Annotated in this window: 24 protein-coding genes; 12 read left to right on the forward strand and 12 right to left on the reverse strand. The window is 60.2% G+C overall.

The genetic code is table 11. The features are described from left to right. Position 1: 1 nt before the first annotated feature. Positions 2 to 478: a prepilin-type N-terminal cleavage/methylation domain-containing protein gene (locus Q1A52_RS19735; RefSeq protein ID WP_300019251.1), complete on the reverse strand. Its 477-nt coding sequence runs from the start codon at positions 476 to 478 to the stop codon at positions 2 to 4. Beyond that, on the reverse strand, positions 475 to 948 hold the full coding sequence (gene gspG, locus Q1A52_RS19740) for a type II secretion system major pseudopilin GspG (RefSeq protein ID WP_300019253.1): 474 nt from the start codon (positions 946 to 948) through the stop codon (positions 475 to 477). The genes Q1A52_RS19735 and gspG overlap by 4 nt, the downstream gene beginning before the upstream one ends. An 86-nt stretch (positions 949 to 1034) precedes the next feature. Between gspG and gspL the strand changes: the two genes are divergently transcribed. From gspL to gspK, 7 genes are read left to right on the forward strand one after another with little or no spacing between them, the layout of a single operon-like run. Beyond that, positions 1035 to 2204: a type II secretion system protein GspL gene (gene gspL, locus Q1A52_RS19745; protein WP_300019255.1), complete on the forward strand. Its 1170-nt coding sequence runs from the start codon at positions 1035 to 1037 to the stop codon at positions 2202 to 2204. Beyond that, a complete protein-coding gene (gene gspM / locus Q1A52_RS19750; RefSeq protein ID WP_300019257.1) occupies positions 2201 to 2641 on the forward strand; it encodes a type II secretion system protein GspM in 441 nt (146 codons plus the stop codon). Before gspL ends, gspM begins: the two co-directional genes overlap by 4 nt. Further along, complete coding sequence (locus tag Q1A52_RS19755; protein ID WP_300019259.1) at positions 2638 to 4092, forward strand: GspE/PulE family protein; 1455 nt, start codon at positions 2638 to 2640, stop codon at positions 4090 to 4092. Before gspM ends, Q1A52_RS19755 begins: the two co-directional genes overlap by 4 nt. A gap of 2 nt (positions 4093 to 4094) precedes the next feature. Beyond that, on the forward strand, positions 4095 to 5285 hold the full coding sequence (locus Q1A52_RS19760; RefSeq protein ID WP_300019261.1) for a type II secretion system F family protein: 1191 nt from the start codon (positions 4095 to 4097) through the stop codon (positions 5283 to 5285). Between the two features lie 33 nt (positions 5286 to 5318). Continuing rightward, entirely contained in the window at positions 5319 to 6386 is a 1068-nt protein-coding gene (locus tag Q1A52_RS19765; protein WP_300019263.1) for a penicillin-binding protein activator, read from the forward strand. Continuing rightward, positions 6383 to 6883, forward strand: coding sequence for a type II secretion system protein J (locus Q1A52_RS19770; RefSeq protein WP_300019265.1), 501 nt, complete (start codon positions 6383 to 6385; stop codon positions 6881 to 6883). Before Q1A52_RS19765 ends, Q1A52_RS19770 begins: the two co-directional genes overlap by 4 nt. Continuing rightward, the gene (gene gspK, locus Q1A52_RS19775) at positions 6880 to 7713 is read left to right on the forward strand and encodes a type II secretion system minor pseudopilin GspK (protein ID WP_300019267.1); all 834 of its coding nucleotides are present in this window, start codon (positions 6880 to 6882) and stop codon (positions 7711 to 7713) included. The genes Q1A52_RS19770 and gspK overlap by 4 nt, the downstream gene beginning before the upstream one ends. A 55-nt stretch (positions 7714 to 7768) precedes the next feature. On the opposite strand, the gene Q1A52_RS19780 is transcribed toward gspK, so the two are convergent. Beyond that, on the reverse strand, positions 7769 to 7990 hold the full coding sequence (locus Q1A52_RS19780) for a hypothetical protein (protein ID WP_300019269.1): 222 nt from the start codon (positions 7988 to 7990) through the stop codon (positions 7769 to 7771). Positions 7991 to 8015: 25 nt separating this feature from the next. Continuing rightward, entirely contained in the window at positions 8016 to 9623 is a 1608-nt protein-coding gene (locus Q1A52_RS19785; RefSeq protein ID WP_300019271.1) for a DUF4331 domain-containing protein, read from the reverse strand. A gap of 253 nt (positions 9624 to 9876) precedes the next feature. Here Q1A52_RS19785 and Q1A52_RS19790 point away from each other — a divergent pair, with 253 nt between their 5' ends. Continuing rightward, positions 9877 to 10305 carry an A24 family peptidase gene (locus tag Q1A52_RS19790; RefSeq protein ID WP_300019273.1) on the forward strand — a complete coding sequence of 143 codons (429 nt, stop codon included), beginning with the start codon at positions 9877 to 9879 and terminating at the stop codon, positions 10303 to 10305. Here Q1A52_RS19790 and Q1A52_RS19795 read toward each other — a convergent pair. From Q1A52_RS19795 to Q1A52_RS19815, 5 genes are all read right to left on the reverse strand, one after another. Continuing rightward, a complete protein-coding gene (locus tag Q1A52_RS19795; protein ID WP_300019276.1) occupies positions 10302 to 10820 on the reverse strand; it encodes a cupin domain-containing protein in 519 nt (172 codons plus the stop codon). The two genes, Q1A52_RS19790 and Q1A52_RS19795, sit on opposite strands and share 4 nt — an antisense overlap. Next, positions 10817 to 11416: an RNA polymerase sigma factor gene (locus Q1A52_RS19800; protein WP_299783228.1), complete on the reverse strand. Its 600-nt coding sequence runs from the start codon at positions 11414 to 11416 to the stop codon at positions 10817 to 10819. The genes Q1A52_RS19795 and Q1A52_RS19800 overlap by 4 nt, the downstream gene beginning before the upstream one ends. A gap of 48 nt (positions 11417 to 11464) precedes the next feature. Continuing rightward, positions 11465 to 12004 (reverse strand): hypothetical protein, encoded by a 540-nt coding sequence (locus Q1A52_RS19805; protein ID WP_300019278.1) that lies wholly within the window; start codon positions 12002 to 12004, stop codon positions 11465 to 11467. 97 nt (positions 12005 to 12101) lie between these two features. Next, on the reverse strand, positions 12102 to 12893 hold the full coding sequence (locus Q1A52_RS19810) for a molybdopterin-dependent oxidoreductase (protein WP_300019280.1): 792 nt from the start codon (positions 12891 to 12893) through the stop codon (positions 12102 to 12104). Position 12894: 1 nt separating this feature from the next. Next, complete coding sequence (locus tag Q1A52_RS19815) at positions 12895 to 13563, reverse strand: cytochrome b/b6 domain-containing protein (RefSeq protein ID WP_300019283.1); 669 nt, start codon at positions 13561 to 13563, stop codon at positions 12895 to 12897. 208 nt (positions 13564 to 13771) lie between these two features. Between Q1A52_RS19815 and Q1A52_RS19820 the strand changes: the two genes are divergently transcribed. The 4 genes from Q1A52_RS19820 (at position 13772) to Q1A52_RS19835 (ending at position 18619) form a co-directional block, all read left to right on the forward strand. Beyond that, positions 13772 to 14323, forward strand: coding sequence for a fasciclin domain-containing protein (locus Q1A52_RS19820; protein WP_300019285.1), 552 nt, complete (start codon positions 13772 to 13774; stop codon positions 14321 to 14323). Positions 14324 to 14595: 272 nt separating this feature from the next. Beyond that, complete coding sequence (locus Q1A52_RS19825) at positions 14596 to 15795, forward strand: multidrug effflux MFS transporter (protein WP_300019287.1); 1200 nt, start codon at positions 14596 to 14598, stop codon at positions 15793 to 15795. Between the two features lie 829 nt (positions 15796 to 16624). Then, positions 16625 to 17062, forward strand: coding sequence for a universal stress protein (locus Q1A52_RS19830; RefSeq protein WP_300019289.1), 438 nt, complete (start codon positions 16625 to 16627; stop codon positions 17060 to 17062). 12 nt (positions 17063 to 17074) lie between these two features. After that, positions 17075 to 18619 (forward strand): sodium:alanine symporter family protein, encoded by a 1545-nt coding sequence (locus Q1A52_RS19835; protein ID WP_300019291.1) that lies wholly within the window; start codon positions 17075 to 17077, stop codon positions 18617 to 18619. A gap of 85 nt (positions 18620 to 18704) precedes the next feature. Here the strand turns inward: Q1A52_RS19835 and Q1A52_RS19840 are convergent, their stop codons facing one another. The 3 genes from Q1A52_RS19840 to Q1A52_RS19850 form a co-directional block, all read right to left on the reverse strand. Then, complete coding sequence (locus Q1A52_RS19840) at positions 18705 to 21290, reverse strand: EAL domain-containing protein (protein WP_300019293.1); 2586 nt, start codon at positions 21288 to 21290, stop codon at positions 18705 to 18707. Continuing rightward, positions 21291 to 22535: an ABC transporter substrate-binding protein gene (locus Q1A52_RS19845; RefSeq protein ID WP_300019295.1), complete on the reverse strand. Its 1245-nt coding sequence runs from the start codon at positions 22533 to 22535 to the stop codon at positions 21291 to 21293. A gap of 203 nt (positions 22536 to 22738) precedes the next feature. Continuing rightward, positions 22739 to 25699 carry an ABC transporter transmembrane domain-containing protein gene (locus tag Q1A52_RS19850; protein WP_367278074.1) on the reverse strand — a complete coding sequence of 987 codons (2961 nt, stop codon included), beginning with the start codon at positions 25697 to 25699 and terminating at the stop codon, positions 22739 to 22741. Positions 25700 to 25919 lie beyond the last annotated feature (220 nt).

The raw sequence follows: 25919 nt of genomic DNA on the forward strand, positions 1-25919 counted from the left end.
TCTAGCCTCCGCCTGCTGGGGCAATCCGCGCCGTGACCCCGTCAAAGATCACGTCACGCGCGGACGCCCCATGCCCCAATGTTGCGCGCCACGGCCTGTTGTCGTCTGGGACAAGGGTCCGTGACACGCGAAAGACCACACCATCGTGGTCCTGCATCGAGATACGCAGGTTGGACGGGAAAAGTTTCACCTCTTGCAGAGCGGGATCAGGATGCGGCCGCCAGCCCCCCTCTGAGGACAGTAAAACCGAATAGCCTTGCGGATCGGCCTTGAGGCCGAACGCCAGCTGATGATCGAGCGCATAGCGCACCGCGCGGTCGAGATCGGCCGTCAGTTTAAGGGCGCTCAACTCCGCCTGATCGCCCGAGGGACGGTTTGACAGGCCAAGTGCCACCGCCCCCGACAGCACGCCAATCAGAACAAGCACGACCAGCATCTCCACCAGCGTGACACCGGCCGTGCCGGACCTGCGGGTCATTGCGATTGAAGCCCTGCCTGTCGACCACCCAGCGGGATGTCGGTTGCCGCACCATCGCCGCCCGGCACACCATCCGACCCCAGCGATACCAAGTCGAAGGCGCCACTGGCACCGGGCGAGCGGTACACATAGGCATTGCCCCAAGGGTCCTGCGGCAGTGCGGTCAGATAGCCGCCCTGCGCCCAGTTGCGGGGTACCGGCGGGCTGACCGGCTGGTCAACAAGCGCCGCAAGGCCCTGCACCGTGGTAGGATAGCTTCGGTTGTCGAGGCGATAGAGCTCCAGCGCGCTTGCGATAGATCGCAAATCGGTCTCTGCGACACTGGTCCGGGCCTCATCCGGGCGGCCGATGACATTTGGTACGATGATCGCCGCGACGACTGAAATCATCACCAGAACCACCATCATTTCAATCAAAGTGACACCTGCATCGCGGGGTCGACGCGCGCGTTTCAAAGCGTAATGAGTCATGAAACCTTTTCCTTCCGAGTCTCGTAATCCTGAGTACATAGGCATAAAAAATTGTGCTGAAAAGAGTTTTTATTGTGGAAAAACAAATGTTTACACAATACGATGGTGGCTGCGCCCAACCCACGGAAGAAGGTGGAAAATCCGGAGCTCACGCTCTGGTGACCTGCCCGCAACCGGCATTTGCGCCGCCGATCTGCAGGCCGCTCGCGCGGCGGCTGATAGAGGCGGCGCGCGCGGCAAGCTTACCTGACCCCATCATCCTCCCAACGGCAAAGGTAACGCTTTTTTCGGTGCCGCTGCCCCTGAAAACCCATCGCCAGCGCGTCAAGGCGCTGGCTTACGCGTTGGAGGGACAGCTGAGCGACAACGCTCACGCCCCAACCCCGGCTCTCGGGCCACGGCTTGGGCCCGACCACTATTTGGTCGCTGTCTGTGATGATGCCACCCTCGCCGCCGCGCTGGAAGAGGACGACCGGCCAGGCATCGCTGTGCCCGACGTGCTTGGCATGCCCCGCCCCCGGTCGGACACTCCCGCATGGTATCTCTGGCAAGACGCTGGGGCTATCTACGTGCGCGCCTCCGACGGCACCGGATTTCTATGTCGCAGTGCGGAACTTCCAGCGTTCTGGGCACTGGCGGGCAAACCCACACTCACATCACTCAATGGGCCGGTCGCAGGAGGCCTTCCGATCTATGACATAGCGGGCCCGGTACCCCCGTTTGACGTCGAAGATCTGCAGCTTGACCTGCGCCATGGGGCGTTCAGGCATCGCAAACGGATGCCGCGGCGCTTCGTGCAGTGCGCTCTCGCCGCGGCACTGGTGGCGGCGGGTGGCCACATGTCACTTCTGGCGGCAGACGTGCGGGCGCTGTCACGGATCGCCGACGATCACATGGCCCGCGCCAGCGCAGAACTCACCGCGCGGCTGCCTGACCTTACCGCAGATCAGCCTCTGCAGCTGATCGAAGCCCGTGTGGCCAGCGCCTCCACCCCCGTACAACAGGACCCGTTCATGACCCTCCTCTCTCATGTATCTCAAGCCCTGCAGGCCGAGGCCCCGCAAATCACCTTTCGCGAGCTGCGCTATGGCGCGCGAGACGGGGTGATGACCCTGCTCATTCAAGGCAATGATTTCGGCCCGCTGCAACGCGCCGAAGCCGCGCTTGCAAATGCGGGCCTGCGCGTCACCAGCGGGACGGCCAACACCACCGAGGCCGGCGCGGAAGTTCTTCTACAGGTCAGGAGCGGTCCGTGATCCGCCGCCTCACGGACCGCGAGCGCCGACTGCTCCTGCTCTGCGGTGCTGCGATGGGTGCCTGGTTTGTGACTGCGCTGGCAATCCTGCCGCTCGCGCAGGACAGGGCCGATAGCCGGGCACGAATTCACAAGGCCGATGCAATCGCAGAACTACTTGCAACCACCACCACGCTGACACAAGCGCCCGCCACGGCCCGACCCCTGGCCAGCGTGCTGACCCGGCGGGCGGAGGCTGCAAACATTTCAATCCGTCGTCTGGACCCGTCGCAGGGGGCGATCTCGGTCACACTCGATGAAACCCCCTATCCTTCTGTAATTGACTGGCTGGCAGTTCTGACGGGCGACGACGGGCTGCGCGTTGCCTCGCTCGAGGTGGGGCGCCTCACGGCGCCGGGCATGGTCTCAGCGCGGATCGTGTTGGAGCCAGGCCGATGATCCCCCGTGTGTCTTACAGCTATGCGCGCAACCACGGACTGGTGATTCTAGACGATGGTGAAACCTGCCTTGTCACGGCCAAAACGCCGATAACTGCCGTGGTCGAAGCGCAACGAAATCAACCTGGTCTGCTGCAGCTGAGACGGGTCACACCGGATGACTTGGCCGACCACATTGAATGTCTTTATCGTGACAGCGCGGAGGATGCCGCCGCCGAAGCCGGTGCCGGTGATCCGGATCTCAACGAGCTTGCCGATGACGCTGCGGCCGTCGATGACCTGCTCGATCAGACCAACGACGCGCCTGTTGTCCGCCTGATCAACGCGCTGCTTCTGGAAGCGATCCGCGAGGCCGCGTCGGATGTGCATATCGAGGTGGAGGAGAAACGGCTCGTCGTGCGGTTCCGCGTCGACGGGGTGTTGCGCGAGGTGCTTGAACCCTCCCGCGCCATCGCGCCCCTGCTCACCAGCCGGATCAAGGTTATGGCCAAACTCGACATCTCCGAAAAGCGGGTGCCACAGGACGGGCGGGTGTCGCTGCGTGTCGGCGAGTATGAGCTCGACGTGCGCATCTCGACCCTGCCCGCGCAATATGGCGAGCGGGTGGTGCTGCGCCTTTTGGATCGTGGGCAGACACGCACCGGTGTCAGCAGCCTCGGCATGGGATCCGAGGCGCAAAGAGCCTTCACACGCATGCTCGCCCGGCCGGACGGCATCGTCCTGGTGACCGGCCCAACCGGGTCCGGCAAGACCACCACGCTCTACGCGGCGCTTGATGCGCTGAACAACCGCAAGCGGAACATCATGACGATCGAGGATCCGATCGAATACGCGCTCGATGGGATTGGTCAAATGCAGGTCAACACCGCAACGGACCTCACCTTCGCGCGCGGGCTGCGGGCAATTTTGCGCCAGGACCCGGATGTGATCATGGTCGGCGAAATCCGGGACGGCGAAACGGCCCGCATCGCGGTGGAAAGCGCAATGACCGGCCATCTAGTCCTCTCCACTCTGCACACCAATACCGCCATTGGCAGCGTGGGGCGTCTTGTCGATCTCGGCGTGCAACGGTTCCTTTTGGCGCCGATGTTAAGAGGGCTGATCGCACAGAGGCTGGTGCGGTGCATCTGTCAGGACTGCGCAACGGATCACCGCCTTGGCACGGTCGCGGCGGCCTCTCTCGGCGCGTCGGCGGGTGAGGTTTTCCAAAAAGGCACAGGCTGTCGTGCCTGCGGCGACACGGGCTATCGCGGCCGGGTGGCCCTCTATGAGGTGATCGAAGGCACCGCTGCGCTGGAAGCCGCCATCACCGGCGGGGTGCAGGACGCCGACCTGCAGGCCATCGCCACGCAGCAGTCCCAGACCCTTTTGGCGGACGGACTGGAGAAGGTCCGGGCGGGCCTCACCACACCGCAAGAAGTGCTGCGCGTCACACATGGGACTGAGGGCTGATCATGCCAGGCTTCCGATTTGTCGCAACAACCGCCGACGGCCAGCGGCAAGAGGGTAACATCACTGCCACCTCACAGCAGGCCGCGATCCGATCATTGCGCGCGCGGGGTCTTCTGCCATTGGAAGTGAAAGCGGCACGGCGCGGAGTATCTCTGTCCCTCCCGGCGCGGACATCCCTCAAACCCTCCGAACTGGCCGTATTGACGCGCCAGCTGGCGACACTTTTGGGCAGCGGCGTACGGATCGAGGACGCGCTGGCAGCAGTCGGCAGGCAATCGGGTGTACGGCTCTCGTCGCTCACCGCCGACATGCGCGCCACCATCTTGGACGGGCGCAGCCTCGCAGCAGCCCTCGCCAAACATCCGCGCGCCTTTGACGGCTTCTACATCGCCTCCGTTCGGGCGGGTGAAACCGCCGGACGATTGGCGGCGGTCTTGACCCATCTGGCCGCCCATGTGGAGACGAGATCGCGCAACCGCAACAGCGTACAGCTCGCGTTGATCTACCCCGCCATCCTCGCGCTTGTCTCCGTAGCAGTCGTGATCGCCCTGTTGATGTTCGTCGTGCCGGACATCGTACGCGTCTTCGCACGCCGGGGGGCGGAGCTACCGGGGCTCACCCGCGCGCTCATCGCGCTCAGTGACGGGCTGCTGGTCTGGTGGCCGTGGATGCTGGGCCTGCTCTCGTTGATGGCGGGCGCAGTCTGGCAGGCGCTGCGCCAAACCGCGGCGCGCCAGCGGCTGCACCAGGCGCTTCTGCGGATGCCGCTCGTCCGCCAAATTGCGGCGGTGCAATTCTCGGGAACGCTCGCCACCTTGACGCAAAGCGGCGTGGCGCTTGATGACGCCCTCGCCGCCGCCGCCCGCACTGTCAGCAATCTGACCTACCGCGGAATCCTCTCCCAGGTCACAACTGCCGTGCGGGATGGCACCGCCCTGTCACAGGCGATGGCGCGGCACCGCGTCTTTTCGCCGGTGATGATCACCATGGTCGCCAGTGGCGAAGCGGGCGGTTCCCTGCCGGACGCACTTGCACGCCATGCCGAGGACACCAGCCACAGGCTTGATGCTACCATCAAGGCACTCGTGGGTCTGGTCGAGCCGTTGGTGCTGCTGGTGATGGGCGGCATCGTGATGCTGCTCGTGCTCGCGATCCTGCTGCCCATTGTCAACCTTAACACCCTCGTCGGCTGATCCATCAGCCTTGGCCAAGAAGGAGACCGCGCCATGTCCACAGCCTGTTCCAGACGAAAGCTTCTGTCGCGTCTCGGCGCGGTTGGGCTCTTGCCCTTTGTGGCCGCCTGCGGTGCGGCACCCCGCCCCGAAAACGCGCCCTCGGCAGGGCTTGCAAAAACGGCCCTGCTGGTGCCACTCTCCGGGCCCCAGGCCGATCTCGGCCAGACCATGGCCAAGGCGGTGTGGTTCGCCGAGGACCGGCGCGGGCTGCTGCAACGGGCGGCAGTCTTTGACACTGGACCGTCGCCCGAGGGCGCGGTGGCCGCGGCCAAACAAGCCCAGGCCGCCGGGGCCGATATCATCGTGGGGCCTCTCTTCTCCAATCACACTGCAGCGGTCCTTAAATCCGGACCCGAGCCATACGTCATCACACTGTCGAACAATGATCAGCTGGCTGCGGCCGGTGCTTGGGTCTTCGGCGTCACTCCAGCACAATCCGCCGGGGCCGCCGCCCGGTTCGCCGCGAAATCCGGGGCGAAGACGATCACCCTGCGGCCCCCTCCCGGAGCGTTCGGCGCGCGGTCGACCGCCGCACTGGTTAAAGCGGCGAAGGCCAGCGGCCTGACCGCGCTGCCGCCACTGCCCGCCGAAGGTTCCGACCGTGCCTTGGACGCCCTGCTCTCCTCCAACGCCGGGCAGGCTCCAGACAGCCTGTACCTTCCGGCTGCCGACAGACGCAGCCGCAGCCTGGCCAAACAGGCGAGTGCAGCCGGTATTGAGGTGATCGGGTCGGTGCAATGGGCGGATGTTCCCGCCGCGGCCCTGAAGATGGCGGGAGATGTGCGTTTTGTCGGGCCAGACCCGGTTCTTTTTGAAAACCTCTCCGCCAGCTATCGCAACGCTTTGGGCGAAGAGATGGGCATCATCTCGGGTCTGGCAGTGGATGCTGTGCTGCTGGCAAACCGCTTGCCCCGCGCGCGCAGCGGGCAAATCCAGATGACTGGAGGCGCACCGATGAAAGGGCTGCTGGGCCCCTGCGCCTTCCGTAAGGACCGCACCTGCGCACGCGAGCTCGCTGTGCTTCAACTCAAGGACGGCCGGGTGATGAAAGTGGCATGACCCATCGCTGCGGCCGATCTGGTGTGACACTGATTGAGATGCTGGTGGCGCTTTCGGTCTTCTCGCTGATCGGCCTCGCCAGTTTTGCCGTGCTCGATACGATCCTGCGCACGGACCGCCAGACAACCGGACGGCTTGCTGCACTTGCACGGATAGAGATCGCCCTGCAGATCTTCGAAACAGATGTTCTCCGCACTCAGACCCGGCCGACGATCAGCGCCGAACAGCTGTCACTTGCCGCAGGTGATGGCTCTGTGAGCTACGCTCAGACACCCAGAGGCATGATCCGTCGCATCGACCGCACGGGGCTTGACCGGCTTGAGCAACAACTCCTTCCGCCGCCTGCTTCAGCCGCTTGGCGGTTTGTGACCCCAGCTACGTCCGGCACACCAGATCAGCGGGCCGCCATTGAACTCGTCATACGGCCCGAGGGCGACAGCACAGTCGCGGTGCGAAAACTGGTACCCGTGCCACCCGCTCTGACCGAGCAGCCATGAGCCGTCGTCCTTCAAAAGACGGCGTCGCACTGATCAATGTTCTGTTGGTCATGGCCATCGCCGCAACGCTGGTCCAGGCGATGCTCAGCGCCGAAGAGCGCGCCATTTCCGAGACCCGGGAAGCGTCGAACAGAACCCAGGCCTTCGCCTTGGCCAAGGGCGGCGTGGCATCGCTGCGCTCTGCGCTGCGGCGCGACCTGACGATGGGTCCCGACAGCGACCACCCGCAAGAACCGTGGGGGCAGATCGCGCAGGAAGAGGTCACATTTGACGTCGGCAGCTATGCCGTGGCACTCCGAGACGCGCAGGGTTTGTTCGACCTTAACAGCCTGACCAATACCGCCATTGCACAGCAGCGGGTCTTCGCGAGGCTGCTCGCAGCGCTGCAGCTGCCCGAGGAGATTGGCGCTCGGATCAGCGATGTCCTCCGCAGTGAAGGGCCGCTTGCCGCGCCGCAGGATCTGCGCCGATTCGGGATCGATGATCTGCTTCTGGACAGGCTGGCACCTTTTGTGACAACGCTGCCCGCGCCTGCGGCCATCAACCTGAACACGGCCCCCGAGCCCGTTTTGCACGCGGTCTTTGGCAATGCCATCGTCGCCCGAAGTCTTGTGATGCGGCGCACGGCCAGAGGGTTTCTGACACGCGAAGATTTGGCCAGTCTGGGGATCCTGCAACCGGTGCTCACGGGCTGGCGATCCGATGTCTACGACGTCAGGGTCACGGCACAGGTTGGAAGCATGACGGTGCAATATGCCCGCAGACTCCTGCGCGATCCCGAGACCGGGACGCTCACCGATGTGCCGCAAGCATGGCCCCGAACGCAATAGACGCCGCCGGAAAGGCTCCGGCGGCGTCCTACGTTCGAGGCAAGTCTTGAGGGGATCAGAACTCGAACGGTTCGGCAGTGCGTTTTTGGGTCAGCCGCGCCACATCAACGTCGATAGGCGTGTCGTTGCGCCCTTGGTTGAAAGCTGTCTGAAAGTCGGTGCCCAGCGACTGCAACGCAAGGCTCAACCCGTCCAGGGGCCCATCGCTGTCATCGCAGGCGACCAGTCCGGTCGCCAGACCCAAGGCACAGATGACACGAAATGAGAAGGTTTTCATAGTAGTGCTCCTTTGCCTGGGTCAATCAGTTCGGCGAACCGGGGATCGGCGAATTCAGATAGGGAAAGCGATTCTGCAACTCGGTGGCTGCGATCGGTGCCCCGTCGGTGAAGGCCTCCGTGCCAACCGGAGCGTCCTCTGGTGCGCAGAGTCCCAGGTTGATCAGGTCGCTTGCTTCACCGTCTACGGCACCCTCGACACCCAGTTCGGCCCCAAGTGGCACGGGATGGCACAATGCCCCCATTGCAACCCGCAGCGACACGTCGATAATGTCATCACCCGGCCGGCGTCCGTTGGGGAAGCCCGCAAGGTCTTCGGCTACAACACCCAAAGTGCGCTGATCCGCCCGCGGGGTTGGCGCGATCGCTGTATTGAGACGCAACATTTCCCCCTGCTGCACATTCGCAGGTTGGTTCAGACCCGGAAAACCGGTCAGGTAGGTCGTGACGAGGTCCTGACGGGGGAAGTTCGACGGCGCGATGTTCCCCGGCGCACCAAGCGGCGTACGGAACAGCAGGTCGACCAGCGCCGGGAAGGACGGGTTTGTCACATAGGTCGCCAGGCCAACGTCATCGATAGGCTCGGAGCCATTGAAACGGTCCTTGTCAGGAATGCCGATCACAATTTCATTCACCAGTGGGGTCGAGATACGCGACTGCTGCACCCAAGCACCGCCAATCCGCGAGGTTGCTTCGTAGCCCGGCGTCGCATCTTCAAGCTCGGCCTGCGCGAGACTAGAGGTGGTCCAGCCGCCGATAACGGTTTCGTCTCCGGTGGTCAGGCAGGAAATCGGCATTTCCAGCGCGATTGTGGACACGTTGACCTTGCCGAAAACGTCGTCGTTGTCACGGCTCTGCGTAATACCACCGTTCTGACCGCCACCATCGCCTGCGCCGGGCGCGCTATCACCTTCGATAGGCACGAGGTTGATAAGGTCAAAGACCTCGCCGAGGTTCAGCGCAAAAGCATCGGATCGCTGCCCAACAAAGACCCGGCCCGGTGTTTCGCATCCGGGGACATCAATGTCATAAATGAACTGGTCCGCGTAACCGTCATAGTCCGGCAGGGTCTTGACCCCAATATGATCCAGCGGCTTCACGAAGCTCGGATTGGCCGAGCCCGCGCGGGTTACAACGCTGCGCGTACCACCGCGCCTGTCACCTTCGACCAGCGTGATGCCATAGCTTTCGGATTCGTTCAGCAGCGACTGGTCGTTCGGCAGGATCATGCCTGCGATTTTCAGCGGAATGGCTACCTGCTCACCGTCGATGTCGAGCCCGATGCCCGCACCGTTATTGGCAAGCTGGTTGTCGAACTCGAACTGAAAGGTCAGGTCTTCGATGGCATCCCCGTCGTTGTCGATGTGGATCTCGTAAAGCGCATCCGCATCCAGCGTGTAGTAGCTCGGGCCACCGTAGTTGACCTGCAACGGCTGATAGTTGGCCAGGAAGGTCACATAGTCCTCGCGGCCAGGCTCGTAGCTGCGGAAGACGTAGAAGTCGGTGCCGTCCACTTTCGGATGCTCGGTGATGGCCGGTGCTTCGCGGTGCGACGAGGCGCCGAGGGGGGCTGCGGCGGCCATGATGGCGGCTGCGAGCAGACTGCTCATGGCAAGGGGTTGTTTGGTCGTCATCTGTTTTCCTCACGTTCTTGTTGCACGCAAAGCGTCTCCGTTGGCAAAAGACGGATCTTTTGCCTTGGCTCTGCGCGACAGCAGTTTGGTCCTGTCGCGGGGTCTCCGCTGCGGGATTGATCAAGCTGTATTCACTAAAACGGGGGGGGCTCAGATTAAGTTTCAGCTGCTGCAACAATTCCGCCGAGCCGCTCGTACTACTTGGAACAGCCTCTTGAAACGACAAGGAAACCAAGTGCCCGTTGCTCCCGAAATGCTCCACATATGGGCAGGCCTCTGGCTTGCCTCCCTCCTGATCTGGATCAGTATCTGGGACCTAAAGCATCTGCGCATTCCGGACCTGGCGAATGCCGTGCTCGCGCTCTCTGGCCTGTTGGTCGCGGCATGGAGAAGCGATGGATGGCCCGCCTCGCAGATGGCAGGCGCCACAGTGGGCTACATCCTCTTCGCAGGCATCGGTGCAGTGTATTTTCGTCGTACCGGCGAGGACGGGCTTGGCCTCGGCGATGCCAAGCTGCTCGGGGCGGCGGGCGCCTGGGTTGGCCTTGCCGCGTTGCCGGGCCTCGTTGCGCTGGCCGCGATCTCAGCACTTGTCTATGCCCTGGCGGCAAAATGTCGGCGGCTGGCCTTCGGCCCATGGCTCTCGGCTAGCCTCCTGTTGCACTGGATGCTCTTGGCTTAGGCGCAGACCAGGACGAGGCAGCCGTTTGGCATCGTGATCTCGTGGTGCTCGGTGCCCGGCAGGGAGCATTGCGCATCCCCTGCAGTATAGAGCTTGCCGTTCATCCAGAACTCACCTTCGATGATAAACAGATGCTCGGAACGGTCATGTACATGCGGTTTGATCCGCGCGCCCGGCAGACAGCGCAGCAGGTACATCGTGCGCCCAGTCTCCGGATCGAGGGTCAGCACCTTCTTCCAGACCCGCTCGGAGCGCTGCTCCCAAGTGCCGTCGTCGGCGCGTTGCACCCGCGTCGGCTGATCCGGCGCCGCGTCAAGCTCCTGCTCGATCGCCTCCAGCAGATCCGCGGGCGGATCCGCCTCGGGCAGCGACTGTGCCAGCGGCGCGAGCCCGGCGAACAAGTCATCGCCGCGCTCTCCCAACTGAGGCATTGTGCCCGAAATTGCCGGGATGGTGTCAAGATTGCTGACCAGCTTGTCCAGTGAACGCATTACTTTTTCGGTATCCTGTGTCATTCCATTGCCTCGCGTAAGGCTGCCAGCCCGCGTCGGACCCAGCTCTTGGCCGTGCCAACGGGGATATTCATTACACTTGCGAGCTCGATGTAGGTGTAGCCTTGGAAATAGCAAAGCATCAGCGCCTTGCGATGTTCGGGCCTCAGGTCGGCCATCAACCGCCGGATCACAAGGCTGTCGAGCGTCTGGGTGGCCGGGTCGGTTTGATCCGAAAGCTCGGGCACATCATCCGTGAATTCGACGAACCCGCGCGTGCGCTCCGACCGCAACCGATCAATGGCACAGTTGCGGGCGATGGTGCCGATCCACGACAGCGGGTTGCCGCTCTCCGGATGATACTGATGCGCCCGCTTCCACATGCGGACAAAGGCCTCCTGCGCCACCTCCTTGGCCAGGTCATGATCCCTCATGATCGACAGCACCACGCCGAAAACATAGCGCGCGCTGAGATCGTAGAACCGGCGAAAGGCCGCCCGGTCGCCCTCGGCGCACGCGGCAAGCAATTGGGCCAATTGTCGGCACTGCTCTGTTGCTGCCATGGTCCTGGCCTTGCGTTTCTCGGCGTCGGGTGCGGGCACCAGTTTGGTTACTCCCACGTCAGTGTCTCCCCTTACTTGGCATCTAGCAAGGACGGGAGCGACGGCTCAAAGGTTGCACGCCATCAGAATTTTTTCGTCCGGCGCCATCACGGGACGCCCGAACACGAGGTCGTCAGCGACGAGATGTTCGGGATTCTTGCCCGAATCGTAACCGCTTAACTCAATCAGCAGATGTGAATGCGCCTCGCATTTTGCTGCCACGAAACTGCGCAGTGTTTTGCCCTCCAGCGCAACCTCACCCAGTTGCAACCAGCTCTGATCCAGCGCCGGGCGCACTATGATCTGCTGTGTCGGCCCGGTCATGGCGGCATATCCGGAGAGAATCGACGCGGATACACCGCCCCCCAGAAGGAAGCAGAAGATCAAGGCGCGCAGCCCAAATCTCCGGGTGGCGCGGGGCGCGGTGGCGGACGATCTGATGTCGATCTCCGCCTCGATGTCAGTGAGCAGACCCTTTTCGGGCCGGCGCTCGTTGAGCATCTCCGCCAGCGGTGCAAGCATGCAAAGATCTTCGGGCTGCAGCGCCGGTGCCGCCCAGTCATCGCGGGCCCGCCAAAAGGCGAAGTGTTGAAGTATACGTTTCATCGTTCCGGGTCATCGCTGACAGGTTTCGTGCGCGTCACTCAGACACGACGGGACGCGGTCGCCCATGGTTGCAGATGACGCAACGTCACAACAGATATCAGATGCCAGCGTACCAGGCGTAGCCACGGTCTTCCCAATAACCTCCGCGCCCGCCGCCGACACCGGCAAAGCTGTCAACAACCTCGATCGCGCGAATGTATTTCGCCATCTTGTAGCCCAACTGCCGCTCGACCCGCAGGCGCAAGGGCGCACCGTTCGGGACCGGAAGGGCCGATCCGTTCATGCCAAACGCAAGGATCGTCTGCGGGTGCATCGCATCCACCATATCAATCGTTTCGTAGTATTTGACCGCGCCCGACAGGCTGCGTTCGATCGTATCGAAACAGCGGATCAGGACGAAGTTGGCCCCGGGAAGCAAGCCGGCCCGATCCAGCACCGCGGACAGCGGCACACCGGTCCATTGCGCGATGCAGCTCCAGCCCTCGACACAGTCATGCCGCGTGATCTGGCGCCGCGTTGGCATCGCTTCAAGATCTGCCAGCGACAGGGTCTGCGGTCTTTTCACCAGCCCCGAAACCGAGAGCCGATAACCGCTGAAACCGGTCGCGACATGCGCGAGATAGTCCGAGTCCTGTGGATCAGTCACACCGTTCGGACGCTGCGGCTGTCGAATGTCGAACCATTGAAACTCTTGTGCCATGGCCTCCCGGTCCAACAGGCCGCGCTGTGCTGCCATGGTCAGACGGTTGGCACGCTCCATGTAATGGCGCAACGGGTCTGCAGGGTCCGCAAGCCGGTCGAACACCTTGCAGCCCCCCAGTGTTGCCGTGGCCAACCCAGCCCCGCCGAGGCGCAGCACAGTTCGGCGCGTGATCCTTGTTGCACACATCTCACTCTCCTTCGTCGATGCGGTACCAGCCCGTCACCATCGCCCGCAGTTCATTCAGCGGGCCTGCCAGAACGACCATCACGATGTGCAGTACAAAAAATCCAAGCAGTAGAGCGGCGACACAAAAATGCAGCGTCCGCGCGGTCTGGCGGCCGCCCAGCAACTCTGGAAGCCACGGTGCTGCGGCATTCATTCCGGGCGACATCGCCAGCCCCGTCGCCACGATCAGAGGAAAAAGAGCAAAGAGCACGGCCCCATAGCTGAGCTTTTGCAGCGGCCCATAGGTGCGCCGATGGGGGAAATGAAACCGCGCATGGGTGCGAATGTCGGTCCCGAGGCTTTGCAGATCCCGCGCCGTTGGACGCAGGTTGCGCCAGAGGTGCCCCGAGACAAGCGCGGACACCAGCCACAGAAACAGCGCGGACACCAGCACCCAGGCGAAAAAGAAATGAACGATCCGCCCGGTGGCCAGGTCCATACCGCTCGGGATAGTGGTCCAGGCAGGGAAGGCGCGCCCCTGCGTGCCAAGGGTCAGAACCGCGTTGTCAAAGCCAAAGCCCGACTGGTCCCCGATATAGAGCACCGGGTGCGCGTTAAAGATTTGCAGACCGGACCCGAGAAGGAACAGCAGCGAGATGGCCCAGCCCCAATGAGCCAGCCGGGTGGTCATCGTGTGTCGTTTGATCAACCGCTTGTTCGAATATCCTAGGTGCATCTGTCTCTCGTCGATCCAGTGTGATGTCTCAACACTACGGTCCGATGCAGCAAAGAGTTTCAGTCGCGCCCACGGCTGAATTTTGAAACTTTCCTGCGCGGCGGCTCGTCTTTCGGACAGTCCCACCGAAAACGGGATGACCTAGGACATGAAAGGAACTCAGATGATCCGCACACTTCGATTCTCTTCCACCATTGCAGCCCTCTTGCTCGGCGGCGTGGCCTTTGCCGCCAATCCGGACGTAGGCGGCGCGCCCATGTTTGCCGACAAGAATATCGTGGAAAACGCGGTGAACTCCGCCGATCACACGACCCTTGTCGCGGCCGTGCAGGCCGCCGGCCTTGTCGACGCGCTGATGGGCGACGGGCCCTTCACCGTCTTCGCCCCGGTGAACGACGCCTTCGCCGCCCTGCCGGATGGCACCGTCGACACCCTGCTCCAGCCAGAAAACAAGGGCACGCTCACGAAGGTGCTCACCGCCCATGTGATCGCGGGCAAACTCTCGGGCGTTGAATTGATGACTAAGGCCCGCAACAGCGCCGACGGTTTTTTCCATCTGGAAACCCTCTCCGGCGATGCGCTGTCGGCGCAGGTGAAATCGGGCGCGCTCTATATCTATGACGAGAACGGTAACGCGGGGCGCGTGACCATCGCCGACGTCAACCAATCGAATGGCGTGATTCACGTCGTCGATACAGTGCTGCTGCCCAAGTAAGCCAAGCCGATACTTCGGAGAGAAGAGAGGCTGCCTCCTTCTCTCCATGTTCCATCCGTCACCGCTTCGCAGTTCGGCAAAGCAGCCGTTGCCAAGGTATGTGAACCTCGCTAGCCTGATCGCTCAAGGAGAAGCTTCAATGACACCGAACAACATCGTCGTCGTATCCGAGAGGTGCATGGTCCGATAACGGTATCCATATCCGTGACCATGCGCCCCCGAATTAAGTTCGGGGGCTTTTTTTTGTTCCAGGACCCGGAAAACAACACGACATGAAAGCCCGAACGCCTCCCCGCCTTGTCACGCTGATCCTGCTTACAGCGGTCTCGACCTTGTCGCTGAACATGTTCCTGCCGTCGCTTGCAAGCATCGCTGTCGATCTCGATGCGCCCTACGCGACGGTGAGCCTTGCCGTCGCTGGCTATCTCGCTGTCACCGCAGTCATCCAGCTCATCGTTGGGCCGCTGTCCGATCGGGTTGGCCGACGGCCCGTCCTTCTGGCCTCACTCCTGATGTTCACCGGAGCATCGGCCCTTTGCGCGCTCGCAACGGATATCTGGATATTCCTCGTATTTCGAATGCTGCAAGGTGGGATAATCACCGGATATGCGCTGTCTTTGGCCATTGTCCGGGACACCACCTCCGAGCGGGCGGCTGCGGGGGTGATCGGATACATCAGCATGGCGATGGCCATCGCGCCGATGCTGGGCCCCATGCTCGGTGGGCTTCTGGACACAGGCTTTGGATGGCGCGCAAACTTCTACTTCTACATGGTCGCAGGTGCCGTGCTCACGGCGGTCTGTTGGGTGGATCTGGGGGAGACAAGACCAATCCGCACAGGGGCCCACACAGCAAATCCCGAGCGCATGCGTGACCTGCTCAAAGAACCCCTCTTCTGGGCGTTTTCCTCCTGCAGTGCCTTCTCTACCGGCGCCTTCTACATGTTTCTGACGGGTGCGCCCCTGGTGGCGCAGGCACAGTTTGGCGTGTCAACAGCGGAGCTAGGGGTATTGATCGGAACGATCACCGCCGGGTTCATGCTTGGTGGGCTTATCGCAGGCCGCCTGGCACCGAAATACAGGCCAACAACCATGATGATAGCAGGACGCCTCATCGCGTGCTTTGGCACCTCGGCGGGCATCGTTGCGATTCTGGCCGGGATCACGTCTCCTATTTTCTTCTTTGGCAGCACCGTTTTCGTCGGACTGGGAAACGGCATCACCATGCCAAGCAGCAACGCGTCAGCCATGTCAGTGCGACCGAACCTCGCCGGCAGCGCAACAGGTGTGACAGGTGCCCTGGTCGTGGCGGCGGGTGCCGTCCTGACGACCCTTACAGGGCTCGCACTGCCGGCCGACGAACCGGCGCTGACGCTCTTGATCCTGATGTTTGCAGCTTCAGCGGCGGGACTCGTGTCCGTGCTCCTCGCCATCAAGCTGCGCAATGTTCCGGAGGATCTGCGCGTCCGCTAACCTAATTTGACAAACGGCGGCCAAAGCCAGTGCTGACCGCCTTCGCACCGGCAAACTCACGGCAATGCTTCAGGAGTTCGATAACTGGACAACATCATGACTTCCTCAAGCGGGTTAGCTACGCAAAAGCTTTGCACAATTGGACAGCTGAAACGCAGTAAGGCTGTCTCGTTCGAAAACCGCATAAAGTCCTGCATTCCAGTAGCTTAGGCCCGCGATCAAATACGACCGATACATTGAATGCGAAAGAAAAAAAGGAGTGGCTTTTGCGCCTAAAGCCCTGTCCCTCCGCCAACGTGTATGTCAGAGCATTGATAGACGGATGACAAAGCGCGACGCTGTCCCTGGCATTTTTTTGTTTCCCCACAAGCCTCTCTAACACTCGAAAACAGTCTTAGCCGCCGTCAACACCTCCTGTTGCGACGGAGGGCAATGGAACGCTCGTTTTTGGGGAGTTGTCGCGGTCATCTTCCGATATGCCAAGAGGAGCTATTGGACCGCATACTGACCTGAACAGCGATCATTCAAGGCGCACATGCGCTAAAGAGTTCGCGAACAAAAGAAGATCAGGAACGTAAGAGAAAGCTAAAATCCGCCTGCTGAGCGGCGCGTATATACATCCATATTTCCTTCCAAATCAGCAAAACATGATCACTTTTCCTTCCAAGCTCAGCAATGAGGGACCATTAACCGTCATTTTTGCCTAGAATAGCGGAACGATATGTAGTGCCTCTCGGCATGCAGAATGAATTTATCGTTTGCCGAAGCACACGCATGCGTTGAACATGGTCCGAATAAGAAGACGACCAACAGGGAAAAGGGACAGACAATGACAACCAAACTGGTGATTGGCCTGGATGGGGAGGGGTCTGGCGACCGCGCTCTCACCTATGCCACGGATCTGGCGAAACGGATCGGAGATTGCGAACTTCTGGTCGCATATGTGATCGAGTGGTCGCCCTACTCGTTCCAGACCGCAGAAGAAAACGCCCAGCGTCACAAGCGGCGGGAAGAGGAGATATCCACCGCGATGTCGCGCGTGGTCGATCCGGCGGTCGAAGGCTTGAAGAAGAACGGCATGACCGCCTCCGGGATCGTGCGTCACGGCGATGTGGCCCATACGCTTAACAGCATCTGCGAGAAAGAGGGCGCGCATCAGATCATAGTGTGTCGCTCTTCCGAAGGCGGTATCACAAAACGCATTTTCGGCAGCTCGACCGCGAACCTCGTGATGAGCGCAACCGTGCCGGTCACGGTCATTGGATAAGGGGACATTACAATGAAAATCTTGAACAAAGCCCTGTTGGCAGCACCGGCAATTGCCGCCGCTCTGCCGGCACAAGCACAGGACGCGATGTCGCTGGACGAACGGGTAAATACCATTTTTGCGGAGTTCACCGGCCCCTTCGTGAGCCTGATCTTTGCTCCCCTGCCCGGCACAAGCTTTCCATGGATCGTTTTGTGGTTGGTTGTCGCGGCTTCGGTCTTCACGATCTATTTTTCTTTCGTGCAGCTGCGCTACTTCAGTCATGCGGTGTCGTTGGTAAAGGGTGACTATTCCGATCCGGACGATGCCGGTGAGGTCAGTCACTTCCAGGCCCTTGCGACTGCCCTCTCAGGGACGGTTGGCCTCGGGAATATCGCGGGCGTCGCCGTTGCTGTCGGTATCGGCGGCCCCGGTGCCACATTCTGGATGATCCTCGCTGGTCTGCTTGGCATGGCCTCGAAGTTCACGGAATGTACGTTGGGTGTGAAGTACCGCAACGAATACCCGGACGGGACCGTCTCCGGTGGTCCGATGTACTACATTTCCAAAGGGTTCAAGGAACGCGGGTTGCCGGGCGGTGGCGCCTTGGCGATCCTGTTCTCGGTCTTTTGTATCCTCGGGGCGCTTGGCGGCGGCAATATGTTCCAGGCCAACCAGGCCCACGCGCAGATTGCCGGTATCGTTGGGGACTATCCGGGCTGGATCACCGGGCTGGTGTTCGCGGGCGTCGTCTTTGCGGTGATCGTCGGTGGTATCAAGTCCATCGCTAATGTCACCGAGAAGGTCGTGCCGTTCATGGGTATCCTTTATGTCGGGGCGGCATTGGTTATCCTGCTGGTCAACTATGACCAGATTGGCTGGGCGTTCGGTCAGATTTTTGCGGGGGCCTTTACCGGGCTGGGCGTTGCGGGCGGTTTTGTCGGCGCGCTGATCCAGGGTTTCAAGCGGGCGGCGTTCTCGAATGAAGCCGGTGTCGGGTCTGCCGCGATTGCGCACTCGGCAGTTCGGACCAAAGAGCCAATCACAGAAGGGTTCGTATCTCTGCTCGAACCCCTGATCGACACCGTGGTGATTTGCACAATGACGGCGCTGGTGATCACCATCTCCGGTCAGTTGCTCATTGATCCTGACACCGGGCTCTACATGCTTGACGGCTCTGCGATTGCGACTGTTGACGGGAACTCCGGTGTGTCTCTGACATCAGCGGCCTTTGGCGCTTCGATCAGCTGGTTCCCCTATGTGCTGGCGATCGCCGTGGTGCTCTTTGCGTTCTCCACGATGATTTCCTGGTCGTACTATGGGTTGAAGAGCTGGACCTATCTCTTTGGCGAAGGAAAGACCTCAGAATTGATCTTCAAGGTCATCTTCTGCGTCTTCATCGTCATCGGTGCGGCCGCCAGCCTTGGGCCGGTTATCGATTTCTCCGATGCGGCGATCTTCGCAATGGCCGTGGTGAACATCACCGCGCTCTATTTCCTGATGTCGATTGTCCGCGAGGAACTGCGCTCCTATTCGGAACGTCTCCGGTCGGGTGAGATCAAGAAGTTCGCACACTAAACCTAATCCTCAAGGCGGCATGTGCCGCCTTGAGGAGCAAATTGCCTAAATGGTAACACGGGCGAACATCTTTTGATGTTCAATCCTAGCCGGTATTGCGCAGGCCGCCCTCGTGGGTCTTCAAAAACGCATGTAGCTCGCCAAATGGCAGCGCTTCGGAGAAATGAAAACCCTGGAGCGTCGTACAGCCCATGCGCTGCATCATATCCGCATGCTGTCGTGTTTCGACGCCCTCTGCCGTTACGTCGATTTCCAGTGACTCGGCGATACCGATGATCGAGCGCACCATGTTCTGGCACACGCGGGAATTTGGCGCCCCCATGACGAGACGCTGATCAATCTTGAGCACGTCCGGACGCACCCGCATCAGACTGATCATTGATGCATGGCCTGATCCAAAGTCGTCGATCTCGATCGACAATCCCTTTTCGCGGAGCAAATCCAGGGTGAAGTCGAGGAATTCCGGCTGGTCGTCGAGGAAAACGGATTCGAGTATTTCAAATGAAACAGCCGTTTCACCGAAATCGCGCTGATCTATTGCAAGGAGCAAGTCAGGATCTGACAAACGGTTTGCCGTCACGTTGAAAGATATCTTCGGCAGGCACACGCCTTTTTCTTCCAACGTGGAGACATCTTTCAGTGCCTTTTCCATGATCATCTTGTCGAGTGTGCTGAGCATCGACAGCTGTTCTGCTACCCGCAGGAAACTGCCCGGCAGCAAGACGCCCCGATCCGGATGCACCCAGCGCGCCAGCACTTCGACGCCAATGACTTCACGGCTCTGGGCATCCACTTGTGGTTGGTAGAAGGGTTCGAACTCACCGCGCTCGATCCCGCGTCGAATTTGTTCTGCAGTGTCGCGGACCCCGATGACTTTGCGATGCTCTTCGGCACCATAGGCGACCACCTGGTTGCGACCTCTCTCCTTCGCGAGGTAGAGCGCCGCATCTGCTGCGCGCACAAGCTCCCGCCGCTCCACCAATTGGCATTCCGAAGATGCAATGCCAAAGCTGGCACCCACACGAATGATCTTGCCTTCATAGTCGATAGGCTTTGCCACTTTTTGCAAAATGGAATGCGCCAAATCGCATGCAGCTTGCAGACTGCCATCATCGACAAGCAGAATGATGAACTCATCACCACCGATCCGGACGGAGATGTTCTGTCCAGACGTCGCATCACGCAGTATCCGCGCAACCTTGCACAAAACCAGGTCACCGGCCTCATGGCCCATGGTATCGTTGACGTTCTTGAAGTGATCGAGGTCGATCCGGATAATTGCCAGCGCGGGCTTTTGCTCCGGACCGCGGCAATGCTCTTCAAATGTCGCGTTGAAACATCTCCGGTTTGGCAAGCCGGTCAGCTCATCGTGCAGCGCTTGCCATTCCATCGCCGATGTCGTTGCCAGCAGGTTGGCCTCATCCCGTTTGCGATCGGAGATATCGCTGGAAATAGCCATGTAACCATAGGGCTTGCCAAGGTCATCAAACAACGTCGAGATACTCAACCTGACCCAGTATTCCTCGGTCACGTTTCGGTAGTTGAGCACTTCGACCGTCACCGGTGTATGAGAGATCAATGCGGCGCGGATTGTGGCCCGCGCCTTGGGGTCGGTGTTTTTGCCCTGTAAGAGCTCACTGGGCAACTGTCCCTTGATCTGACTGGCACTATAGCCCGATATGCGTTCAAAGGCCGGATTATGCCAGATAATCCGCGTGTCGAGATCGGTGATCAGAATTGCTTCTTCGGCCTTGCGCGCAATGGCGGCAAGTTCACTAAGCTCCTTTTGCTGCTCCCGCAGCTTGTTTCGGGATCGCTCAACTTCCGCATGTGGCCGCAGGATCGTCTGCTTGCCAAGCCATCCGAAAACACCGAAGGGCAACAGCAAAGCCGCAGAAACGGCCAGAATAGCTTTGCTAACAAGCTCCTGCCCAATGGTTTTGAAAAGATTGCTTTCGGACGTAAACAAGAGCGACAAACCTGTGGTGCCGATCGGCACGAGGATCGCGTTATCATCGCTTGCCTTCAAATGAGCCACATCCGGGGATTGCACGATGCGCTTGTTCAGTGCAATCACGTCGTCCGGTTTGGCCGCATTGTACAGTGGGACATCAACCACGGTGACCAGAACACCTTCGGCAAACCCCTGGTGAAAAATCGGCGCGGCAATCAGGATTGTCTGCCGGTCCGGTATCCGGCCGACATGGGACTGGACGACCTTTGTCGTCATCTCGTTTGTTGTCAGAACTTCAAGACTGAGGCTTCTTGCGACCTGCATCATGTCCAGCGATTGGCTCTGAGTGCCCACGATGTGAAAGCTCATTGGGTCACCGGAGAAATCAAAGATCAAGAACTCCGAAATATCAGCCGGCAAGACGGTGTTTTCAATACGGTCGACAAACCCATCATCGGTCATGACGTATCCCAGAACATAGGACAACAATGCAGGTTCCGAGGTCAAAAACCCGGTCAGCGATTCACTTGGATCAAGGATCGCATCCACGCGCGCCGCTTCCCGCTGAGCCTGGCTGACGATGGCTTGGCGCTGTGTTTCCAAAAGAAACGGTTTCGAAGTGATCCAAACAGCAGCGGCTGACGTTGCCAGGGCGAGAGCGAAACTGCACCCGATCAGCACCCAGAAAACCCTGTTTATTGAACCAATATTGCGCATTCAGCGGTCCCGCTGCACTGAGTCAGCCAGAACAAGGCCTCTTGCTTCGGAAAATGCCGCCATACACAAATCAGGCATACCAAGAGCCTCATGCGCATCCGGATTGGTCATGGAGTATGCGCGGAATGGCCTCTCATAGGACTTCAGAATTCCCTCGATTGGCCCGGGCAGGTTTTCCAACGCCAACCGCACCATATCGCGTCGCGCCGCAATCGGCGCATCGCCCCATTCGACCGTATTCACCGCCTGCTCCAGGGCGGCGAGGAACAGTTTCGTCAGGTCGTATCCATGCACAAACCCGGTAGAGGACGGAACGTCTGATAAAGTGTCAAACTGTGTGCCACGCTGACTCGCCCCATTCAGAGCGCGCGTAAGGGCGGTGCCGCCTCTTTGCTGAACTTCCAGACCACAGGTTTGCAGGACCTCCATATGCATGCCCATGCGCGCGGCGGGTGAGACTTGTTTCTCGAATTCACCGGCAAGGATACCCCAATGACTAATGATCTTCACGTCAGGCAGAACCTCGTGCAATTCATTCACAAGCAGCGCACCAGTGTCAGCACTGGCAAGCATGATCACACAATCCGGGCGCGTGGTTGCCATTGACTCCGCAACGGAGCGTGCGCTGGCAGTGCCAAGGCCTGCCGAAAACATGAACACGGGCGCTGCATCCTGACCTGCATCATTGAACGCCTCCTGCATGGTGCTGCTGTTGGCGCGGCCCCATCCGGTATCAATCAACAAGAGCGCTGTGCGGCGACACTGCGCATTGTTCACCGCGCGACTGACCAAGAACGGACCTGCTTTTGTGTCATCGACGGATAGTCGGAAAATCCAGTTTTCGTCCCCAGCATCGGCGCGCGTGATCGGACCGGCCGCAGACCAGGGCAAAAGCAGCAGAATACCGTTCTCATTGATGTACTGTTTGTTCGTCAGATAAGGCGGTGACAGCGAGCCACCAACGATGGCAATTGCCTGCGGATCCTTCCGGAATGCGCGCAGGTTGGCCAATGTACGTTTCGAATTGGCACGGTGATCCTTGCGGATGACGTCAAGCTGGATCCCCGACACCTGATATCCAACCTCCGCCAATGCGGTATGAACACCAAGATCAATCGCCTCTGCCGCCCGGCGGGAGATTGAAAAATCTGCATCAATGTAGAGGCTCAACCTGTCGGCCCAAGCGGATGGTGCGACGCCCAGCACGACCACACACGTCAGTATTTTCAGCACGTTTCTGAACATGAGGACCTCCTGGGTTTTTGGGCGCGTTTCCCCAAGCGCAACCTTAGTCTTCGGAGCGATTTGATTTCGTTAACGACCCGGAAATGAAACCGCGACAAAGCACAATATTTCGAAGGTTTTTTTTTCAAATTTGCGATGTCCGGTCGGGTTCAGCGTCATTCCGTCAAACGTGCAAATTCTCAGGCGGATGGCCGTCAGGGCACTCAACCTGACCGTTGCGATGTATATCCCGCGACGACCTGCAAAAGCTTGAAAGACGTGGCCGCATCATTCTGAACGACGGCCAGGAACTCCTCTGCACCCAACCGCAATGCCTCGACCTCCGTCCTGGCGCGCATGGTCAAGGCCCGCGGCTCATTGCGGATTACGCCAAGCTCTCCGACCAGCGAACCCGGGCCCACCATCGCCACTTGGGTTTCGCCGCGTTCCACCCCGGGGTGAAAAAGCTGCGCTTCGCCCGACAGGATCATGTAAGCGCCATCGGTTGGCATATCATTCTTGTGAAAAATGATATCGCCCGCTGAGGCAGAAAACCAACGCGCCCCGAAGGCCAGCAACCTGAGCTGCTTTCGGTTCAGGGCAGAGAACATCGGCGTCGTTTCCAGCGCCCGCAGCTTGCGCAACAGGTCTGCGCTTGCAGCGCTGTCGTCCGCAATTACTCCGGTCTGTTCTTCGGACACCATGCGCCCCTGACGGATTTCGATGTGATCGTCAAAATCATTGATATCTTCAAAAGCTTCGCCAAGATGGATAAGGGTGGCGTCAGGTAAAAGCCGCCTCAGGTTCCGGGCCGTCGCGGCGCGTTCCAGCGCTTCCGTTCCCCGTAAGATATTGTCCAGAATGAGAATATCCGGCCGCTTAACCGCCGCCCTGCTGATGGCTAGCGGCTCAACAAAGGCCGCCGGAAGATCGGCCCCGCCAAGGGCCAGGGGCAGATCGTAAATCAATTCCGTCACGCTGGACCGGAGCTCTGCCGTGTCCAGCACCTCCGAGACAATTTTGCGCAACTCATCCGCGCGTCCCCCAGCGGTGTCGGCAATCTTGCCGTAAAGCGCGTTTTCCAGCACCGTCAGCCCCGGTGCGATCCGGTCTGGACGCAGAGGCACGTAAAGCGCCCGCAGCTCATCCTGAACCTTCAGACCGTTGGCTTTTCGCAATTCCAGAATACGCTCCTGCATCGTATCGGAAAACGCCGGGCCAATCTGCTCTGCTGAAATCTGCGCAGGTACCGTCATCAGCAGAACCTTGTCGGCATCGCTCCAGGTCTGCGCGTCCCCTTGCCCACGTGCTCTCAGCAGTTGCACCGAGCGCTCGAACAGTTCCGGATCCAGACCTAATTTGCGGAACAGCGGATGTTCGGTGCCATCGGTGCCGAAAATCTGGTTCAACAGATCGATCACATCACGGGACAGATCGAGAAGTCCCTCCTCCAGGCCGAGTTTGCGCATCAGGTCAAAGAGATCGGTCTGCGCGGCCAGTTCCTGCTGGCTGAGCGGTCGGCGCATTGTAGCGAAGAAGAGATTGCTGGTGACGGGCAGCGCCGGATTGTACCGCTCAGGGTCAAAGCGGTACACATGTCGGTCAAGGCCTGCGGCAACAACAGCCTCCCACACCCTTGGTCGCACCTCCACCAATCCGGCAACCAGATTGATCTTTTCACCGCTGTCGAGCTTTTGGTCCAGTGCGCGCAGATAGAGCGTCTCTCCCGATCCCATCGCTTCCAGCAGCGACTGCCACCACCCCCGCAACTCCCTTTTTTGCTCGAGCCCGGCGAGGTCCGGATCCAGCCATTCGACATCCAGCGGATCGCTGCTGTTGCCGGCGGCGGCGGCTTCCTGCGCCGCGTGCTGGGCATCTTGTGGAAAGGTGCCGGTTGGATGCGACCTCAGGGACATCATCACGTTGTCTTCCAGCGATCCGCGAAAAAGCACAGGGCGCGTGCTGGCATGGCCGATCCGGGCGGCGATGACGGATTGGTGCAGGTTCTTGAGCGCCGTGTCGCCGACGGTGATCGTTCCGCTGGCAGGCATGACCTCGCGCGTCAAAAGATCAGACAACGCCTGCCGGTCCTCGACACTGGGCGCCGTGACGGCCACCATCGATCCAGATGCAAATCGGGCCGTGATGTTCTCCAGCACAGCGTTGCCATCGGCATCCGTGACCGTGACATCTTTCAATTCAATCGCACCATCAAGGTGGGGCAGCACCTCCGGCCTGCCGGTCATCAGCGTTTCGTCAATCACACCGGAGGGCGAGAATTTCTCGGTCACCGTCTCCCAGCGCAGGCTCATGTCCTGCGCCTGATTGTAAAAGGTCAGCAGTTCCTTCCAGGGCGAACTGAGGTCCTTGTACGCGGCCAGCGCCGCGACCAGTGCTCCCAGTGACACCGCGCCTTGAATGACCAGATATCCGCCAACGGAGAAGAAGAAGAAGGGCGTCAGCTGAGTGATGAAGTTGTTGATAAACTTCATGAAGAATTTTTTCTGGTAGATCTGGAACCGAATGTTGAAGACAATGCCCAAACGATGGCTGATCGCCGACAGACGGTGGCGCCAGCCGCCGTGGATGCGCAGCTCTCCCGCCCCGGCCGCGCTCTCACCGATCATGGCGGCCAGCTGGCGCACTTCCTTGATCCGCTCCTTGTTCATCAGATTGATCCGGCGCTGCAGCTTCGGGATCAGCCAGGCCTGCAGCGGGATCAGCGCCACGGCGGCCAGACCGAACCAGACGCTTTGCAGAAAGAGAAACACAAGGATGGTGATCATCTGACCGGCCTGCAGCACCGGTTGCGTCAACGCATCCCCCATCATGCCGCCCATGGGCTCCGTCTCGCCGGTGATCATGGCCACCAGTTCGCCCTGGGACGTCCGCCGGAAGTAGGTCTTGGGAAAGCGCAGCATGCGGGAAATCAGGCTGTAGCGCAGTCGGCGCAGCATCCGTTCGGAGAGGATGCCCTTCATAGTGTTGATTCTCATTTTCAACAGGCCGTGCAGCAATACGGAAAGGAGAAAAGCAGCACAAAGCAGCGCCAGGAACCCCAGTTGGGTGAATTCGACACCCAACACCGTGACCGACGAGGATTGCGCGCCGATGGCATCGTTGATGATGCGCTTGGGTAATTCCAGCGTCAGATAGAGGAATGGGAACAGCGTGCTGGTGAACAACAGAAGTTTTATCTGGTCGCGCTTCGAGTACTTCCAAATGAATTGAAAGAGAGTCCGTTCGATGGTTCGCACCCCCATGCGAGACGTCGGCTCCTGCTGGGCCACGTCGAATTGAATACCCGCACTCTAGCGCAGGAAATTCAATTCGCGAACCGACTTCGTAACGCATGAGCCCAGATTACCAACCTGCTGCACCCTGTGGTTGAGAAAACCGGGTGGT

The organism is uncultured Roseobacter sp. (assembly GCF_947488185.1).
Classification (GTDB): Bacteria; Pseudomonadota; Alphaproteobacteria; order Rhodobacterales; family Rhodobacteraceae; genus Roseobacter.

What these genes read in the sequence shown, in the direction of transcription:
- Q1A52_RS19735 (WP_300019251.1), bottom strand. Translation starts at nt 478, where the DNA reads ATGACCCGCAGGTCCGGCACGGCCGGTGTCACGCTGGTGGAGATGCTG.
- gspG (WP_300019253.1), bottom strand. Translation starts at nt 948, where the DNA reads ATGACTCATTACGCTTTGAAACGCGCGCGTCGACCCCGCGATGCAGGT.
- gspL (WP_300019255.1), top strand. Translation starts at nt 1,035, where the DNA reads ATGTTTACACAATACGATGGTGGCTGCGCCCAACCCACGGAAGAAGGT.
- Q1A52_RS19755 (WP_300019259.1), top strand. Translation starts at nt 2,638, where the DNA reads ATGATCCCCCGTGTGTCTTACAGCTATGCGCGCAACCACGGACTGGTG.
- Q1A52_RS19760 (WP_300019261.1), top strand. Translation starts at nt 4,095, where the DNA reads ATGCCAGGCTTCCGATTTGTCGCAACAACCGCCGACGGCCAGCGGCAA.
- Q1A52_RS19765 (WP_300019263.1), top strand. Translation starts at nt 5,319, where the DNA reads ATGTCCACAGCCTGTTCCAGACGAAAGCTTCTGTCGCGTCTCGGCGCG.
- Q1A52_RS19770 (WP_300019265.1), top strand. Translation starts at nt 6,383, where the DNA reads ATGACCCATCGCTGCGGCCGATCTGGTGTGACACTGATTGAGATGCTG.
- gspK (WP_300019267.1), top strand. Translation starts at nt 6,880, where the DNA reads ATGAGCCGTCGTCCTTCAAAAGACGGCGTCGCACTGATCAATGTTCTG.
- Q1A52_RS19780 (WP_300019269.1), bottom strand. Translation starts at nt 7,990, where the DNA reads ATGAAAACCTTCTCATTTCGTGTCATCTGTGCCTTGGGTCTGGCGACC.
- Q1A52_RS19785 (WP_300019271.1), bottom strand. Translation starts at nt 9,623, where the DNA reads ATGACGACCAAACAACCCCTTGCCATGAGCAGTCTGCTCGCAGCCGCC.
- Q1A52_RS19790 (WP_300019273.1), top strand. Translation starts at nt 9,877, where the DNA reads ATGCTCCACATATGGGCAGGCCTCTGGCTTGCCTCCCTCCTGATCTGG.
- Q1A52_RS19795 (WP_300019276.1), bottom strand. Translation starts at nt 10,820, where the DNA reads ATGACACAGGATACCGAAAAAGTAATGCGTTCACTGGACAAGCTGGTC.
- Q1A52_RS19805 (WP_300019278.1), bottom strand. Translation starts at nt 12,004, where the DNA reads ATGAAACGTATACTTCAACACTTCGCCTTTTGGCGGGCCCGCGATGAC.
- Q1A52_RS19810 (WP_300019280.1), bottom strand. Translation starts at nt 12,893, where the DNA reads ATGTGTGCAACAAGGATCACGCGCCGAACTGTGCTGCGCCTCGGCGGG.
- Q1A52_RS19815 (WP_300019283.1), bottom strand. Translation starts at nt 13,563, where the DNA reads ATGACCACCCGGCTGGCTCATTGGGGCTGGGCCATCTCGCTGCTGTTC.
- Q1A52_RS19820 (WP_300019285.1), top strand. Translation starts at nt 13,772, where the DNA reads ATGATCCGCACACTTCGATTCTCTTCCACCATTGCAGCCCTCTTGCTC.
- Q1A52_RS19825 (WP_300019287.1), top strand. Translation starts at nt 14,596, where the DNA reads ATGAAAGCCCGAACGCCTCCCCGCCTTGTCACGCTGATCCTGCTTACA.
- Q1A52_RS19830 (WP_300019289.1), top strand. Translation starts at nt 16,625, where the DNA reads ATGACAACCAAACTGGTGATTGGCCTGGATGGGGAGGGGTCTGGCGAC.
- Q1A52_RS19835 (WP_300019291.1), top strand. Translation starts at nt 17,075, where the DNA reads ATGAAAATCTTGAACAAAGCCCTGTTGGCAGCACCGGCAATTGCCGCC.
- Q1A52_RS19840 (WP_300019293.1), bottom strand. Translation starts at nt 21,290, where the DNA reads ATGCGCAATATTGGTTCAATAAACAGGGTTTTCTGGGTGCTGATCGGG.
- Q1A52_RS19845 (WP_300019295.1), bottom strand. Translation starts at nt 22,535, where the DNA reads ATGTTCAGAAACGTGCTGAAAATACTGACGTGTGTGGTCGTGCTGGGC.